This is a genomic window from Streptomyces xanthophaeus, from assembly GCF_000725805.1.
In the GTDB taxonomy this organism is placed as follows: Bacteria; Actinomycetota; Actinomycetes; order Streptomycetales; family Streptomycetaceae; genus Streptomyces; species Streptomyces xanthophaeus.
In genome coordinates this window covers 1-15,834 of sequence record NZ_JOFT01000024.1, presented here as the reverse complement: position 1 = coordinate 15,834, position 15,834 = coordinate 1, and the positions used below count along the sequence as shown (strand labels likewise).

General features: G+C 70.1%; 16 protein-coding genes. 15 read left to right on the top strand and 1 reads right to left on the bottom strand.

Translation table 11 applies throughout. The annotated features are described in order from the left end of the window. The first annotated feature begins 6 nt into the window (after positions 1-6). Together efp and nusB are read left to right on the top strand one after the other, a co-directional pair. Positions 7-573, top strand: coding sequence for an elongation factor P (efp, locus tag IO30_RS0116090; RefSeq protein ID WP_031143555.1), 567 nt, complete (start codon positions 7-9; stop codon positions 571-573). A 3-nt stretch (positions 574-576) separates the two neighbouring features. After that, the gene (gene nusB / locus IO30_RS0116085) at positions 577-1,005 is read left to right on the top strand and encodes a transcription antitermination factor NusB (protein ID WP_031143553.1); all 429 of its coding nucleotides are present in this window, start codon (positions 577-579) and stop codon (positions 1,003-1,005) included. 158 nt (positions 1,006-1,163) lie between these two features. Here the strand turns inward: nusB and bldD are convergent, their stop codons facing one another. Then, positions 1,164-1,664 carry a transcriptional regulator BldD gene (gene bldD / locus IO30_RS0116080; protein ID WP_030841550.1) on the bottom strand — a complete coding sequence of 167 codons (501 nt, stop codon included), beginning with the start codon at positions 1,662-1,664 and terminating at the stop codon, positions 1,164-1,166. 265 nt (positions 1,665-1,929) lie between these two features. Between bldD and pyrR the strand changes: the two genes are divergently transcribed. The 13 genes from pyrR to IO30_RS0116015 form a co-directional block, all read left to right on the top strand. Then, the gene (pyrR, locus tag IO30_RS0116075) at positions 1,930-2,499 is read left to right on the top strand and encodes a bifunctional pyr operon transcriptional regulator/uracil phosphoribosyltransferase PyrR (RefSeq protein ID WP_031143550.1); all 570 of its coding nucleotides are present in this window, start codon (positions 1,930-1,932) and stop codon (positions 2,497-2,499) included. A 121-nt stretch (positions 2,500-2,620) separates the two neighbouring features. Next, on the top strand, positions 2,621-3,661 hold the full coding sequence (locus IO30_RS0116070; protein WP_031143548.1) for an aspartate carbamoyltransferase catalytic subunit: 1,041 nt from the start codon (positions 2,621-2,623) through the stop codon (positions 3,659-3,661). 2 nt (positions 3,662-3,663) lie between these two features. Then, positions 3,664-4,950, top strand: coding sequence for a dihydroorotase (locus IO30_RS0116065; protein ID WP_031143547.1), 1,287 nt, complete (start codon positions 3,664-3,666; stop codon positions 4,948-4,950). Continuing rightward, on the top strand, positions 4,947-5,528 hold the full coding sequence (locus IO30_RS0116060; RefSeq protein ID WP_031143545.1) for a PH-like domain-containing protein: 582 nt from the start codon (positions 4,947-4,949) through the stop codon (positions 5,526-5,528). Before IO30_RS0116065 ends, IO30_RS0116060 begins: the two co-directional genes overlap by 4 nt. Then, the gene (gene carA / locus IO30_RS0116055; RefSeq protein WP_031143542.1) at positions 5,525-6,673 is read left to right on the top strand and encodes a glutamine-hydrolyzing carbamoyl-phosphate synthase small subunit; all 1,149 of its coding nucleotides are present in this window, start codon (positions 5,525-5,527) and stop codon (positions 6,671-6,673) included. The genes IO30_RS0116060 and carA overlap by 4 nt, the downstream gene beginning before the upstream one ends. Continuing rightward, entirely contained in the window at positions 6,666-9,974 is a 3,309-nt protein-coding gene (gene carB, locus IO30_RS0116050) for a carbamoyl-phosphate synthase large subunit (RefSeq protein WP_031143540.1), read from the top strand. Before carA ends, carB begins: the two co-directional genes overlap by 8 nt. A 94-nt stretch (positions 9,975-10,068) precedes the next feature. Beyond that, positions 10,069-11,178, top strand: coding sequence for a quinone-dependent dihydroorotate dehydrogenase (locus IO30_RS0116045; protein WP_031143538.1), 1,110 nt, complete (start codon positions 10,069-10,071; stop codon positions 11,176-11,178). Next, a complete protein-coding gene (gene pyrF, locus IO30_RS0116040; RefSeq protein ID WP_031143536.1) occupies positions 11,175-12,017 on the top strand; it encodes an orotidine-5'-phosphate decarboxylase in 843 nt (280 codons plus the stop codon). The genes IO30_RS0116045 and pyrF overlap by 4 nt, the downstream gene beginning before the upstream one ends. Positions 12,018-12,390: 373 nt before the next feature. Further along, entirely contained in the window at positions 12,391-12,714 is a 324-nt protein-coding gene (locus IO30_RS0116035) for an integration host factor (protein ID WP_008740406.1), read from the top strand. Between the two features lie 61 nt (positions 12,715-12,775). After that, positions 12,776-13,339, top strand: coding sequence for a guanylate kinase (gene gmk / locus IO30_RS0116030; RefSeq protein ID WP_078904397.1), 564 nt, complete (start codon positions 12,776-12,778; stop codon positions 13,337-13,339). 58 nt (positions 13,340-13,397) lie between these two features. Next, positions 13,398-13,670 carry a DNA-directed RNA polymerase subunit omega gene (gene rpoZ / locus IO30_RS0116025; RefSeq protein ID WP_004948662.1) on the top strand — a complete coding sequence of 91 codons (273 nt, stop codon included), beginning with the start codon at positions 13,398-13,400 and terminating at the stop codon, positions 13,668-13,670. 119 nt (positions 13,671-13,789) lie between these two features. Beyond that, the gene (gene coaBC / locus IO30_RS0116020) at positions 13,790-15,004 is read left to right on the top strand and encodes a bifunctional phosphopantothenoylcysteine decarboxylase/phosphopantothenate--cysteine ligase CoaBC (RefSeq protein ID WP_031143527.1); all 1,215 of its coding nucleotides are present in this window, start codon (positions 13,790-13,792) and stop codon (positions 15,002-15,004) included. A gap of 194 nt (positions 15,005-15,198) precedes the next feature. Continuing rightward, positions 15,199-15,834: S-adenosylmethionine synthetase N-terminal domain-containing protein (locus IO30_RS0116015; RefSeq protein ID WP_037894271.1), on the top strand; the 636-nt coding region annotated here is incomplete at its 3' end.

The window sequence follows — 15,834 nt, the reverse complement described above, 5'->3', positions numbered from 1 at the left end:
GCAACCGTGGCTTCCACGAACGACCTCAAGAACGGCATGGTGCTGAAGCTCGACGGGGGCCAGCTCTGGTCCGTCGTCGAGTTCCAGCACGTCAAGCCCGGCAAGGGCCCGGCCTTCGTGCGTACCAAGCTCAAGAACGTGCTCTCGGGCAAGGTCGTCGACAAGACCTTCAACGCCGGCGTCAAGGTCGAAACGGCCACGATCGACCGCCGTGACATGCAGTTCTCGTACATGGACGGCGAGTACTTCGTCTTCATGGACATGGACACCTACGACCAGCTGATGGTCGACCGCAAGGCTGTCGGCGACGCCGCCAACTTCCTGATCGAGGGCTTCACCGCCTCCGTCGCCCAGCACGAGGGCGAGGTGCTCTACGTCGAGCTCCCGGCCGCGGTCGAGCTCAAGATCGAGCACACCGACCCGGGCGTCCAGGGCGACCGCTCCACCGGCGGCACCAAGCCCGCCACGCTGGAGACCGGCTACGAGATCCAGGTCCCGCTCTTCATCACCACGGGCGAGACGGTCAAGGTCGACACCCGCACCAGCGACTACCTCGGCCGGAAGAGCAACTAACCCGTGGCTGCTCGGAGCAATGCGCGCAAGCGCGCCTTCCAGATCCTCTTCGAGGCCGACCAGCGCGGTGTGCCCGTGCGCGAGGTCCTCGCGGACTGGATCCGCCACGCGCGGTCGGACGACCGGCAGCCGCCGGTCAGCGCCTTCACGATGGATCTCGTCGAGGGGTACGCCGACAAGGTGAACCGCATCGACGACCTGATCGTCACCTACGCCGTGGACTGGGACATCGACCGCATGCCGGTCGTGGACCGCAACCTGCTGCGGCTCGGTGCCTACGAGCTGATCTGGGTGGACGACACCCCGGACGCCGTGGCCATCGACGAGGCCGTCCAGCTGGCGAAGGAATTCTCCACGGACGACTCTCCTGCGTTCGTGAACGGCCTGCTGGGCCGTTTCAAGGAGCTGAAGCCGAACCTGCGGCGCGACTAGCGCCCGGGTCAGGCAGGGCGGAGGGCCCGTGGCGCATGCGCCACGGGCCCTCCGCCTTCTGCTGCGCCGATCCGCGGCCGTGCCAAAGACCGGTGGCGCCGGCCCCTTGCGGGACCGGCGCCACCGGTAAACGTTTCTGCTGGCCTGGAGCCCGAGGCTCAGGCGTCCTCGTGCGCCACGGCGCGGCGCGCGTCCGCGTCCAGCACGCCCCAGCTGATCAGCTGCTCGGTGAGGACCGAGGGGGACTGGTCGTAGATGACGGCCAGGGTGCGCAGGTCGTCCTGGCGGATCGACAGCACCTTGCCGTTGTAGTCCCCGCGCTGGCTCTGGATGGTCGCCGCGTACCGCTGGAGCGGACCGGCCTTCTCAGCGGGCACGCCCGCGAGGCGCTCAAGGTCGAGACGGAGCTTCGGCGGCGGCTCGGCGGCCCCGCCGGGGGTCGTGCCCGGCAGCAGCTCCTGCACCGGAACCCCGTAGAAGTCCGCCAGCTCGGCAAGGCGCTGGACGGTCACGGCGCGGTCCCCGCGCTCGTAGGAACCGACCACCACGGCCTTCCAACGGCCCTGGGACTTCTCCTCGACACCGTGGAGGGAAAGGCCCTGCTGGGTGCGGATGGCGCGGAGCTTGGCCCCGAGCTGTTTGGCGTATTCGCTGGACATAACGCTCCCGGACGCTGTGACGCTGTGACGACATGGACGCTGTGACGGCCTTGACCACGTGCGGCTCCGCCGCGCGGCTGGTAACTCACTGTGAGGTTACGCAGCGTTACTTGGATGCGTCAAGCCGAATGCTCTCCGCCGCCTCTTTCAGGGGGGCCGGTGCGAGCCCGGTTCGGGCGCGGTGGAATCGTCCTGCTACCGTGGAGGACGTACATCAGACGTCCTTTAAGGTCCGTCCCGTGAGGCGGAGAAGGAGGTCCTTTTCATGGACGCTCACCAGAGCGATGCCCGCCCCGTACTCGAGGCGCAGGACATCGCGCGGGTTCTGACCCGCATCGCCCACGAGATCGTCGAACGCGCCAAGGGCGCCGACGACGTGGTGCTCCTCGGCATCCCCACCCGCGGCGTGTTCCTCGCCCGCCGGCTGGCCGCCAAGCTCGAAGAGATCACCGGCACGAAGATCCCCGTCGGCTCCCTCGACATCACCATGTACCGCGACGACCTGCGGATGAAGCCCGCCCGCGCGATCGGCCGCACCGAGATCCCCGGCGACGACCTCGACGGACGCCTCGTCGTCCTCGTCGACGACGTGCTCTTCTCCGGGCGCACGATCCGGGCCGCCCTCGACGCGCTCGGCGACCTCGGCCGCCCCCGCGCCGTGCAGCTCGCCGTCCTCGTCGACCGCGGCCACCGCGAACTGCCGATCCGCGCCGACTACGTCGGCAAGAACCTCCCCACGTCGCTGCGGGAGACCGTCAAGGTCCAGCTCCAGGAGGAGGACGGCCGTGACGCCGTACTGCTCGGCCAGCAGACCCCCCGGACGGCAGGGCAGTAGTTCCGACGCGTGAGGGCCCCCGCGGGGCCCCGCGCCGCGCTGCGCCCGGCCCCGCCCCGCCCTGCCCGCACTCCCGCCAGTCAGTCCGCCTGCCTGCCCTTTCGACCTACGGAGCACCCAGATGAAGCGCCACCTCATCTCGGCCGCCGATCTCACGCGCGACGACGCCGTCCTGATCCTCGACACCGCCGAGGAGATGGCCCGCGTCGCGGACCGGCCGATCAAGAAGCTGCCCACCCTGCGCGGTCTCACGGTCGTCAACCTCTTCTTCGAGGACTCGACCCGCACCAGGATCTCCTTCGAGGCGGCCGCCAAGCGGCTCTCCGCCGACGTCATCAACTTCTCCGCCAAGGGCTCGTCCGTTTCCAAGGGCGAATCCCTGAAGGACACGGCCCTGACCCTGGAGGCGATGGGCGCGGACGCCGTCGTCATCCGCCACCACGCCTCCGGCGCCCCCTACCGGCTCGCGACCTCCGGCTGGATCGACTCCGCCGTGGTCAACGCCGGTGACGGCACCCACGAGCACCCCACCCAGGCCCTGCTCGACGCCTTCACCATGCGCCGCCGCCTGGTCGGCCGCGACGCGGGCCTCGGCAAGGACCTCGACGGCCGCCGGATCACCATCGTCGGCGACGTCCTGCACAGCCGGGTGGCCCGCTCCAACGTCCTGCTGCTGCACACCCTCGGCGCCCAGGTCACCGTGGTGGCCCCGCCCACGCTGGTCCCGATCGGCATCGAGAGCTGGCCCTGCGAGGTCTCGTACAACCTCGACGAGGTGCTCCCGAAGTCCGATGCGGTGATGATGCTGCGTGTGCAGCGCGAACGCATGAACGCCGCCTTCTTCCCGACCGAGCGCGAGTACTCCCGCCGGTACGGGCTCGACGGCGACCGGATGGCCAAGATGCCCGAGCACGCCATCGTCATGCACCCCGGCCCGATGAACCGCGGCATGGAGATCACCGCCGCGGTCGCCGACTCCGACCGCTGCACGGCCGTAGAGCAGGTCGCCAACGGCGTCTCCACCCGGATGGCCGTCCTGTACCTGTTGCTCGGAGGCTCCGAGCCCGCCGTCACCACCCCCGCTGCCTCCCGCCCGTCGCCCACCACCACCCTTGATGGAGGCGCTTCGCGCCGTCCCTCTGATGCCGAGGAGAGCAAGTAACCATGAGCAAGATCCTTATCCGTGGCGCGAAGGTACTCGGCGGCGAGGCGCAGGACGTCCTGATCGACGGCGAGACCATCGCCGAGGTCGGCACCGGCCTGTCCGCCGAAGGCGCGACCGTCATCGAGGCCGAGGGCCAGACCCTCCTCCCCGGCCTCGTCGACCTCCACACCCACCTGCGCGAGCCCGGCCGCGAGGACTCCGAGACCGTCCTCACCGGCACCCGCGCCGCCGCCTCCGGCGGCTACACCGCCGTCTTCGCCATGGCGAACACCTTCCCGGTCGCCGACACCGCCGGCGTCGTCGAGCAGGTCTGGCGCCTGGGCAAGGAGTCCGGCTACTGCGACGTGCAGCCCATCGGCGCCGTCACCGTCGGCCTGGAGGGCAAGCAGCTCTCCGAGCTGGGTGCCATGCACGACTCCGCGGCCCGCGTCACCGTCTTCTCCGACGACGGCAAGTGCGTGGACGACGCCGTGATCATGCGCCGCGCCCTGGAGTACGTGAAGGCCTTCGGCGGCGTCGTCGCCCAGCACGCCCAGGAGCCGCGCCTCACCGAGGGCGCGCAGATGAACGAGGGCGTCGTCTCCGCCGAGCTGGGCCTCGGCGGCTGGCCGGCCGTCGCCGAGGAGTCGATCATCGCCCGTGACGTGCTCCTCGCCGAGCACGTCGGCTCCCGCGTCCACATCTGCCACCTCTCCACGGCCGGCTCCGTCGAGATCGTCCGCTGGGCCAAGTCCCGCGGCATCGACGTCACCGCCGAGGTCACCCCGCACCACCTCCTGCTCACCGAGGAGCTCGTGCGCTCGTACAACGCCGTCTACAAGGTCAACCCGCCGCTGCGCACCGAGCGCGACGTGCTGGCCCTGCGCGAGGCGCTCGCCGACGGCACGATCGACATCGTCGCCACCGACCACGCCCCGCACCCCCACGAGGACAAGGACTGCGAGTGGGCCGCCGCCGCCATGGGCATGGTGGGCCTGGAGACCGCGCTCTCCGTCGTCCAGCAGACGATGGTGGAGACCGGACTGCTCGACTGGGCGGGCGTCGCCGAGCGGATGTCCTTCGCCCCGGCGCGCATCGGCGGCCTGGACAACCACGGCCGCCCCGTCTCGGCAGGTGAACCCGCGAACCTGACGCTGGTCGATACCTCGTACCGTGGTGTCGTGGACCCCGCACATTTCGCCTCCCGCAGCCGCAACACGCCTTACGAGGGCCGTGAGCTGCCGGGGCGCGTCACTCATACCTTCCTGCGGGGCCGGGCAACGGTCGTGGACGGGACGCTGGCGTGACACCTGCTGTAATCCAACTGGCCGCCGAGGCCGCCGAACGACGGTCGGCGGAGGTGACGGACTGGGGCGCACGCATGGCGTGGGTGATCGGTCTGCTCGTCTTCATCGCGTTTGTGTACTGGCTGATGCGGCAGGGCTGGAAATGGCGAGGAGCCCTGCAGAACGACCTGCCGGAGCTGCCCGCCGCCCCCGAGGGCCTCCCCGAGCACCGGCTGGCCCTGACCGGCCGGTACCACGGGTCCACCACCGCGGGGCAATGGCTCGACCGGATCGTCGCCCACGGCCTGGGTGTCCGCAGCCGGGTGGAGCTCACGCTCACCGATGCGGGCCTCGACGTGGTCCGTCCGGGTGCCACCGACTTCTTCGTACCGGCCGCGCAGCTGCGCGGCGCCCGCCTCGACAAGGGAATCGCGGGCAAGGTACTCACCGAGGGCGGTCTCCTCGTCGTCACCTGGGCGCACGGTGACAAGGAGATCGACTCCGGATTCCGCTCCGACCGCGCGGCCGAGCACGCCGCGTGGGTCGAGGCGATCAACAACATGAACTCATCCATCACGACGGAAGGCGCCGAACGATGACGACCTCCACCAGGGGAGCAGCCAAAGCTCCCGCCGTACTCGTCCTGGAGGACGGTCGGATCTTCCGCGGCCGCGCCTACGGCGCTGTGGGGGAGACCTTCGGTGAGGCCGTGTTCTCCACCGGCATGACCGGCTACCAGGAGACCCTCACCGACCCGTCGTACCACCGCCAGGTCGTCGTCATGACCTCCCCGCACGTGGGCAACACCGGCGTCAACGACGAGGACCCCGAGTCCTCCCGCATCTGGGTGTCCGGCTACGTCGTACGCGACCCCGCCCGCGTCCCCTCCAACTGGCGCTCGCAGCGCTCGCTGGACGAGGAGCTGGTCAGGCAGGGCGTCGTCGGCATCTCCGGCATCGACACCCGCGCCCTGACCCGCCACCTGCGCGAGCGCGGCGCCATGCGCGTCGGCATCTTCTCCGGCGAGGCCTGGACCGGCGTCCGCGACGAGGCCCTGCTGGCCCGCGTCAAGGAAGCCCCGCAGATGAAGGGCGCGAACCTCTCCGCCGAGGTCGCCACCAAGGAGACCTACGTGGTCCCCGCCATCGGCGAGAAGCGCTTCACCGTCGCCGCCGTCGACCTCGGCATCAAGGGCATGACCCCGCACCGGATGGCCGAGCGCGGCATCGAGGTGCACGTGCTGCCCGCCACCGCCACCGTCGAGGACGTCTACGCGGTCCAGCCGGACGGCGTGTTCTTCTCCAACGGCCCGGGCGACCCGGCCACCGCCGACGGCCCCGTCGCGGTCATGCAGGGCGTCCTCGCCCGCAAGACCCCGCTGTTCGGCATCTGCTTCGGCAATCAGATCCTGGGCCGCGCGCTCGGCTTCGGCACCTACAAGCTGAAGTACGGCCACCGCGGCATCAACCAGCCGGTCCAGGACCGCAGCACGGGCAAGGTCGAGATCACCGCGCACAACCACGGCTTCGCCGTCGACGCGCCCCTCGACAAGGTCTCCGAGACCCCCTACGGCCGCGCCGAGGTCTCCCACGTCTGCCTGAACGACCAGGTCGTCGAAGGCCTCCAGCTGCTCGACCAGCCGGCCTTCTCCGTCCAGTACCACCCCGAGGCGGCCGCCGGCCCGCACGACGCCGCGTACCTCTTCGACCGTTTCGTGAATCTGATGGAGGCCGAGCGTGCCTAAGCGCACCGATATCCAGTCCGTCCTGGTCATCGGCTCCGGCCCGATCGTCATCGGCCAGGCCGCGGAGTTCGACTACTCCGGCACCCAGGCCTGCCGCATCCTCAAGGCCGAGGGCCTGCGGGTCATCCTGGTGAACTCCAACCCCGCGACGATCATGACCGACCCGGAGATCGCCGACGCCACGTACGTCGAGCCGATCACCCCCGAGTTCGTCGAGAAGATCATCGCGAAGGAGCGCCCCGACGCGCTGCTCCCGACCCTCGGCGGCCAGACCGCGCTCAACACCGCCATCTCCATGCACGAGCAGGGTGTGCTGGAGAAGTACGGCGTCGAGCTGATCGGCGCCAACGTCGAGGCCATCAACAAGGGCGAGGACCGCGACCTCTTCAAGGGCGTCGTCGAGGCCGTCAAGGCCAAGATCGGGTACGGCGAGTCCGCCCGCTCGGTCATCTGCCACACGATGGACGACGTCATCCAGGGCGTCGAGACCCTCGGCGGCTACCCCGTCGTCGTGCGCCCCTCCTTCACCATGGGCGGCGCCGGCTCCGGCTTCGCCCACGACGAGGACGAGCTGCGCCGCATCGCCGGCCAGGGCCTGACGCTCTCCCCGACCACCGAGGTCCTCCTGGAGGAGTCCATCCTCGGCTGGAAGGAGTACGAGCTGGAGCTGATGCGCGACACCAAGGACAACGTGGTCGTCGTCTGCTCCATCGAGAACTTCGACCCGATGGGCGTCCACACCGGCGACTCCATCACCGTCGCCCCGGCGATGACCCTGACCGACCGCGAGTACCAGCGGCTGCGCGACATCGGCATCGCGATCATCCGCGAGGTCGGCGTCGACACCGGCGGCTGCAACATCCAGTTCGCGATCGACCCCACCGACGGCCGGGTCATCGTCATCGAGATGAACCCGCGCGTCTCGCGCTCCTCGGCGCTCGCGTCGAAGGCCACCGGCTTCCCGATCGCCAAGATCGCCGCCAAGCTGGCCATCGGCTACACCCTCGACGAGGTCCCCAACGACATCACCGAGAAGACGCCGGCCTCCTTCGAGCCGTCCCTCGACTACGTCGTCGTCAAGGCACCGCGCTTCGCCTTCGAGAAGTTCCCGCTCGCCGACGCCACCCTCACCACCACCATGAAGTCGGTGGGCGAGGCCATGGCCATCGGCCGCAACTTCACCGAGGCCCTCCAGAAGGCCCTGCGCTCCCTGGAGAAGAAGGGCTCGCAGTTCACCTTCGTCGGCCCGGTCGGCGACAAGGCGGAGCTGCTCGCCACCGCGGTCCGCCCGACCGACGGCCGCATCAACACCGTCATGCAGGCCATCCGCGCCGGCGCCACCCAGGAAGAGGTCTTCGAGTCCACGAAGATCGACCCCTGGTTCGTCGACCAGCTCTTCCTCATCAAGGAGATCGCGGACGACCTGGCCGCCGCCGAGAAGCTCCACCCCGAGCTGCTCGCCGAGGCCAAGCGCCACGGCTTCTCCGACGCCCAGATCGCCGAGATCCGCGGCCTGCGCGAGGACGTCGTCCGCGAGGTCCGGCACGCGCTCGGCGTCCGCCCGGTCTACAAGACGGTCGACACCTGCGCCGCCGAGTTCGCCGCGAAGACCCCGTACTTCTACTCGTCCTACGACGAGGAGTCCGAGGTCGCCCCGCGCACCAAGCCCGCGGTCATCATCCTGGGCTCCGGCCCGAACCGCATCGGCCAGGGCATCGAGTTCGACTACTCCTGCGTCCACGCCTCCTTCGCGCTCAGCGACGCGGGCTACGAGACCGTGATGGTCAACTGCAACCCGGAGACCGTCTCCACCGACTACGACACCTCCGACCGCCTGTACTTCGAGCCGCTCACGCTCGAGGACGTGCTGGAGATCGTCCACGCGGAGTCCCTCGCGGGCCCCATCGCCGGCGTCATCGTCCAGCTCGGCGGCCAGACCCCCCTCGGTCTCGCCCAGGCCCTCAAGGACAACGGCGTACCGGTGGTCGGCACCTCGCCCGAGGCCATCCACGCCGCCGAGGACCGCGGCGCCTTCGGCCAGGTCCTCGCCGACGCGGGCCTGCCCGCCCCCAAGCACGGCACCGCCACCACCTTCACGGGTGCCAAGGCCATCGCCGACGAGATCGGCTACCCGGTCCTGGTGCGCCCGTCCTACGTGCTCGGCGGCCGCGGCATGGAGATCGTCTACGACGAGACCCGCCTCGAGGCGTACATCGCCGAGTCCACCGAGATCTCCCCGACCCGCCCCGTGCTGGTCGACCGCTTCCTCGACGACGCCATCGAGATCGACGTCGACGCGCTCTACGACGGCCACGAGCTCTACCTCGGCGGCGTCATGGAGCACATCGAGGAAGCGGGCATCCACTCGGGCGACTCCGCCTGCGCCCTGCCTCCGATCACCCTCGGCGGCCACGACATCAAGCGTCTGCGGGTCTCCACCGAGGCCATCGCCAAGGGCGTCGGCGTACGCGGCCTGATCAACATCCAGTTCGCGATGGCCGGCGACATCCTCTACGTCCTGGAGGCCAACCCGCGCGCCTCCCGGACCGTCCCCTTCACCTCGAAGGCGACCGCCGTCCCCCTCGCCAAGGCCGCCGCCCGCATCTCGCTCGGCACCACCATCGCCGAGCTGCGCGCCGAGGGCCTGCTGCCGAAGACCGGCGACGGCGGCACCCTGCCGCTCGACGCGCCGATCTCCGTCAAGGAGGCCGTCATGCCCTGGTCGCGCTTCCGCGACATCCAGGGCCGCGGCGTGGACACCGTCCTCGGCCCGGAGATGCGCTCCACCGGCGAGGTCATGGGCATCGACTCGGTCTTCGGCACGGCCTACGCCAAGTCGCAGGCCGGCGCCTACGGCCCGCTGCCCACCAAGGGCCGCGCGTTCATCTCCGTCGCCAACCGCGACAAGCGCACGATGATCTTCCCGGCGCGCGAGCTGGTCGCCCACGGCTTCGAGCTGATGGCCACCTCCGGCACCGCTGAGGTGCTGCGCCGCAACGGCATCAACGCCACCGTCGTGCGCAAGCTCAGCGAGGGCGAGGGCCCGGACGGCGAGAAGACCATCGTCCAGCTCATCCACGACGGCCAGGTCGACCTGATCGTCAACACCCCGTACGGCACGGGTGGCCGCCTCGACGGCTACGAGATCCGCACGGCGGCCGTGGCGCGCGGCGTCCCGTGCCTGACGACGGTCCAGGCGCTCGCCGCGGCCGTCCAGGGCATCGACGCCCTCAACCACGGCGGCGTGGGCGTGCGCTCCCTCCAGGAGCACGCGCAGCACCTGACCGCGGCACGCGACTAGCAAGCAGCCCGTACAGCCCGGACACGGGAGGGGGGACACCGGTTTCACGACGGGTGTCCCCCTTTCCATGAGCGCAGAGGGATCCTTCTCGACGATGTACAAGCTCTTCTTCAACCTGGTCTTCAAGCGGATGGACCCGGAGCAGGCCCACTACATGGCCTTCCGCTGGATCCGCCTCGCCGCCCGCACCCCCGTGCTGCGCACCTTCCTCGCGGCCTGGCTCGCCCCCCGCCACAAGGAGCTTCGCACCGAGGCCCTCGGCCTGCGGATGCACGGCCCCTTCGGCCTCGCGGCGGGCTTCGACAAGAACGCCGTCGCCATCGACGGCATGTCCATGCTCGGCTTCGACCACATCGAGATCGGCACGGTCACGGCCCGGGCCCAGCCGGGCAACCCCAAGAAGCGGCTGTTCCGCCTGGTCCCGGACCGTGCGCTGATCAACCGCATGGGCTTCAACAACGAGGGCTCCGCCGCCGTCGCGGCGCGTCTGGCCGCCCGTACGCCGGTCTTCAACACCGTGGTCGGCGTCAACATCGGCAAGACCAAGGTGGTGCCCGAGGAAGAGGCGGTGGCGGACTACGTCGCCTCCACCGAGCGCCTCGCCCGGCACGCCGACTACCTCGTCGTGAACGTCTCCTCCCCGAACACCCCGGGGCTGCGCAACCTCCAGGCCACCGAATCGCTGCGGCCGCTGCTGACCGCCGTGCGCGAGGCCGCGGACCGGGTCGTCACCGGCCGCCGGGTCCCGCTGCTGGTCAAGATCGCCCCGGACCTCGCGGACGAGGACGTGGACGCCGTCGCCGACCTGGCCCTGGAGCTCGGCCTCGACGGCATCATCGCGACCAACACCACCATCGCCCGCGAGGGCCTGGGGCTGAAGTCCTCCCCGGCCCTGGTGAAGGAGACCGGCGGGCTGTCCGGCGCCCCCGTCAAGGAGCGCTCGCTGGAGGTCCTGCGCCGCCTGTACGCCCGTGTGGGGGACCGGCTGGTCCTCGTCGGCGTCGGGGGCGTCGAGAACGCCGAGGACGCCTGGCAGCGGATCCTGGCCGGGGCCACCCTGGTCCAGGGCTACAGCGCCTTCATCTACGAGGGCCCCTTCTACGCCCGCGCCATCCACAAGGGCCTGGCCGCTCGCCTGGCCAACAGCCCGTACGCGACGCTCGCCGAAGCGGTGGGCGCCGAGAACCGAAAGGCCGCGCTGTGAGCACTGTGACCCCCTTCGGCACCCGCCTGCGCGCGGCGATGGACACCCGCGGACCGCTGTGCGTGGGCATCGACCCGCACGCCGCGCTGCTGGCCCAGTGGGGCCTGGCCGACGACATCGCCGGCCTGGAGCGGTTCTCCCGTACGGTCGTCGAGGCGCTGGCCGAGTCGGTGGCGGTCTTCAAGCCGCAGGCCGCCTTCTTCGAGCGGTTCGGCTCCCGCGGTGTCGCGGTGCTGGAACGGACCGTGGCCGACGCCCGCGCCGCCGGCACCCTCGTGGTGATGGACGCCAAGCGCGGCGACATCGGCTCCACGATGGCGGCGTACGCCTCGGCCTTCCTGGACCCCGCCTCCCCGCTCTTCTCCGACGCCCTGACGGTCTCCCCGTACCTGGGCTACGGCTCGCTGAAGCCCGCGGTGGACCTGGCGCGCGCGTCGGGCGCGGGCCTGTTCGTCCTGGCCCTGACCTCGAACCCGGAGGGTGCGGAGGTCCAGCGGGCGGTCCGCGAGGACGGCCGGACCATCGGCGCGACGATGCTGGCGCACCTGGCCGCCGAGAACGCGGGCGCGGCTCCCATGGGCTCCTTCGGAGCGGTGGTCGGCGCCACGCTGGGCGACCTGTCCTCCTTCGACCTGGACATCAACGGTCCGCTCCTGGCCCCCGGCATCGGGGCGCAGGGCGCGACGGCGGCGGACCTGCCGGGCGTCTTCGGCAAGGCGGTGGGCAACGTGGTGCCGAACGTCTCGCGCGGCGTGCTCAAGCACGGCCCGGACGTGGCCGCCCTGCGCTCCTCCGCGGCCGCCTTCGCCGACGAGATCCGCGCGGCCGTCTCCGCGTAGCGGTCCCGGACGGGCCGCTGTGACCCTCATCACGGTCGCTGCCGTGGTGAGGGGCCGCGCAGGGGGCCTGCCGCACGCGGATTCGGGCCGCTCGGGGGCCCTCGGGGCCTGCGCATCGCACGTCGTGACGAAAAGAGAACGTCTGTCACCGGACAAAACCGGGGTGTTTTGTCCTAGATGTACGGTTCGGTGGAGGCTGACCAGGACTTTTCGTCCGTTCTCGCTGACTGGAGCGGCCATGGCCGCTAGTCTCCGATCAGAGTGAACGAGCAGCGAACGAGCATCACCGCTGTTCGGGACCTCGCCAGGTGGGGTGCCTGCGGGCTCTCCACCGGTCCGTATCCGACAGTTCGACATCCGAGGTGACGTAGGCGTGGCTCTTCCGCCCCTTACCCCTGAACAGCGCGCAGCCGCGCTCGAAAAGGCCGCCGCGGCTCGCCGGGAGCGGGCCGAGGTGAAGAATCGACTCAAGCACTCCGGCGCCTCGCTCCAAGAGGTCATCAAGACGGGCCAGGAGAACGACGTCATCGGCAAGATGAAGGTCTCCGCCCTGCTGGAGTCCCTGCCTGGCGTGGGCAAGGTGCGCGCCAAGCAGATCATGGAGCGCCTCGGCATCTCCGAGTCCCGGCGTGTCCGAGGTCTCGGTTCCAACCAGATCGCTTCTCTGGAGCGTGAGTTCGGCACCCCTGCCGGCTGACGCGTCGCCCGGAGTGCTTCCGGCGTTCTCAGGCAGTCCCGGGAACCTGGATAATCGCTCTATGGCAGCAGAGGTTCGTCCGCGGCTGACCGTGCTCTCCGGCCCTTCGGGGGTCGGCAAGAGCACGGTCGTCGCGCATATGCGCAAGGTCCACCCGGAGGTATGGCTCTCGGTGTCGGCCACCACCCGCAAGCCGCGGCCCGGTGAGCGACACGGAGTCCACTACTTCTTCGTCTCCGACGACGAGTTCGACAAGCTGATCGCCAACGGCGAGCTGCTGGAGTGGGCCGAGTTCGCGGGCAACCGCTACGGCACACCGCGCGGCGCGGTCCTGGAGCGCCTGGAGAACGGCGAGCCGGTCCTGCTGGAGATCGATCTCCAGGGCGCCCGGCTGGTCCGCGAGTCCATGCCCGAGGCCCAGCTGGTCTTCCTCGCCCCGCCGAGCTGGGACGAGCTGGTGCGTCGGCTCACCGGCCGCGGCACCGAATCGGCGGAGGTCATCGCACGCCGGCTCGATCAGGCCAAGATCGAACTCGCTGCCGAATCGGAGTTCGACACCACCCTTGTCAACACCTCCGTCGAGGACGTAGCGCGCGAGCTGCTAGCCTTGATGGAAGTTGTCTGATCGTTGACCGTTTCTTCGGTTAATGTTTGATCTTTCACCCATCTTCGGAAGGTAGAGCGTGTCCTCTTCCATCACTGCGCCCGAGGGCATCATCAACCCGCCGATCGACGAGCTGCTCGAGGCCACGGACTCGAAGTACAGCCTCGTGATCTACGCGGCCAAGCGGGCGCGTCAGATCAACGCGTACTACTCGCAGCTCGGTGAGGGCCTGCTCGAGTACGTCGGCCCGCTGGTGGACACCCACGTCCACGAGAAGCCGCTTTCGATCGCGCTGCGCGAGATCAACGCGGGTCTGCTGACCTCCGAGGCCATCGAGGCCCCGGCTCAGTAAGGCACCGAGAAGTCCTTTCACCACAGGCCCGGCAGAACATCTGCCGGGCCTGTGGTGTGTCATGGAGGGGTACGACGGCCGGAGCCGAAGCCGTCGCGCGCGTCGAAGGGAAGTACGTGGTGGGTAAGCCGAAGGTCGTCCTCGGGGTCAGCGGCGGGATCGCCGCCTACAAGGCGTGCGAGCTGCTGCGCCGGCTGACCGAGTCCGGGCACGAGGTACGGGTGGTGCCCACGGCGGCCTCCCTGAACTTCGTCGGCGAGGCCACCTGGGCCGCCCTCTCCGGGAACCCGGCCTCCACCGAGGTGTGGGAGACCGTCCACGAGGTGCCGCACGTGCGCATCGGCCAGTCCGCCGACCTCGTCGTCGTCGCCCCGGCCACCGCGGACATGCTGGCCAAGGCCGCCCACGGGCTGGCGGACGACCTGCTCACGAACACCCTGCTCACCGCCCGCTGTCCGGTGGTCTTCGCCCCGGCCATGCACACCGAGATGTGGGAGCACCCGGCCACCCAGGAGAACGTGGCCACGCTGCGCCGCCGCGGAGCCGTCGTCATCGAGCCCGCCGTCGGCCGTCTCACCGGCAAGGACACCGGCAAGGGGCGGCTGCCCGACCCCGAGGAGATCTTCGAGGTGTGCCGGGGCGTCCTGGCGCGCGGGACGGCCGAGCCGGACCTCGTCGGCCGGCACGTGGTGATCAGCGCCGGGGGTACGCGCGAGCCGCTGGACCCGGTCCGCTTCCTCGGCAACCGCTCCTCCGGCAAGCAGGGCTACGCGCTCGCCCGCACCGCCGTGGCCCGCGGGGCCCGCGTCACCCTGGTCGCGGCCGACACCGCGCTGGCCGACCCCGCCGGGGTGGACCTCGTACGCGTCGGGACGGCCGTGCAGCTGCGGGCCGCCGTGCTGGAGGCGGCCCGGGACGCCGACGCCGTGGTGATGGCCGCGGCCGTCGCCGACTTCCGGCCCGCCGAGTACGCGAGCGGGAAGATCAAGAAGAAGGACGGGCAGGAGCCCGCTCCCGTCGCGCTCGTGCGCAACCCCGACGTGCTCGCGGAGGTCTCGGCCGACCGGGCGCGGGAGGGTCAGGTGGTGGTGGGATTCGCCGCCGAGACCGACGACGTCCTCGCCAACGGCCGGGCCAAGCTCCTGCGCAAGGGCTGTGATCTGCTCGTGGTGAACGAGGTGGGCGAGGCCAAGACCTTCGGATCGGAGGAGAACGAGGCCGTGATCTTGAGCTCTGACGGAGCTGAGGTCCAGGTTCCCCATGGGCCGAAGGAAGCCCTGGCCGAGGTGATCTGGGACCAGGTCGTGGCCCGGCTTACCCCGCGACGCGCCTGAGCACGGCGCTTTTCCTGGGCGAATCCGTACGCCAGAATGGAGTGTCGCAGGTCACGTGGCTCCCATAAGGCGAGACGGGTGGTCCGTGAAACGGTGGCGACCGATAAACTGCAGTCGGAACGTGATCGGGCGCAGCCCCCGATGTGGTCCCGCCAATTGATCAGCCAGCAGCCGCTGCAACCCCAGGGAGCGATGTGTCCCGCCGCCTCTTTACCTCGGAGTCCGTGACCGAGGGCCACCCCGACAAGATCGCTGACCAGATCAGCGACACGATCCTCGACGCCCTGCTGCGCGAGGACCCGACCTCCTACGACTCCTCGAAGAAGGGCTTCGACGGCGCTTCGTGCGGTGTGTCGGTGTCCATCGGTGCGCAGTCCCCGGACATCGCGCAGGGTGTCGACACGGCGTACGAGAAGCGCGTCGAGGGCGACGAGGACGAGCTCGACAAGCAGGGCGCGGGGCAGGGCGCGGGCGACCAGGGCCTGATGTTCGGCTACGCGTGCGACGAGACGCCCGAGCTGATGCCGCTCCCGATCCACCTGGCGCACCGGCTCTCCCGTCGGCTGTCCGAGGTCCGCAAGAACGGGACCATCCCGTACCTGCGTCCCGACGGCAAGACCCAGGTCACCATCGAGTACGACGGCGACAAGGCCGTGCGTCTGGACACCGTCGTGGTGTCCTCGCAGCACGCGTCCGACATCGACCTGGACTCGCTGCTCGCTCCCGACATCCGGGAGTTCGTCGTCGAGCACGTGCTGGCGCAGCTCGTCGAGGACGGCATCAAGCTGGACACCGAGGGCTACCGCCTGCTGGTGAACCCGACCGGGCGC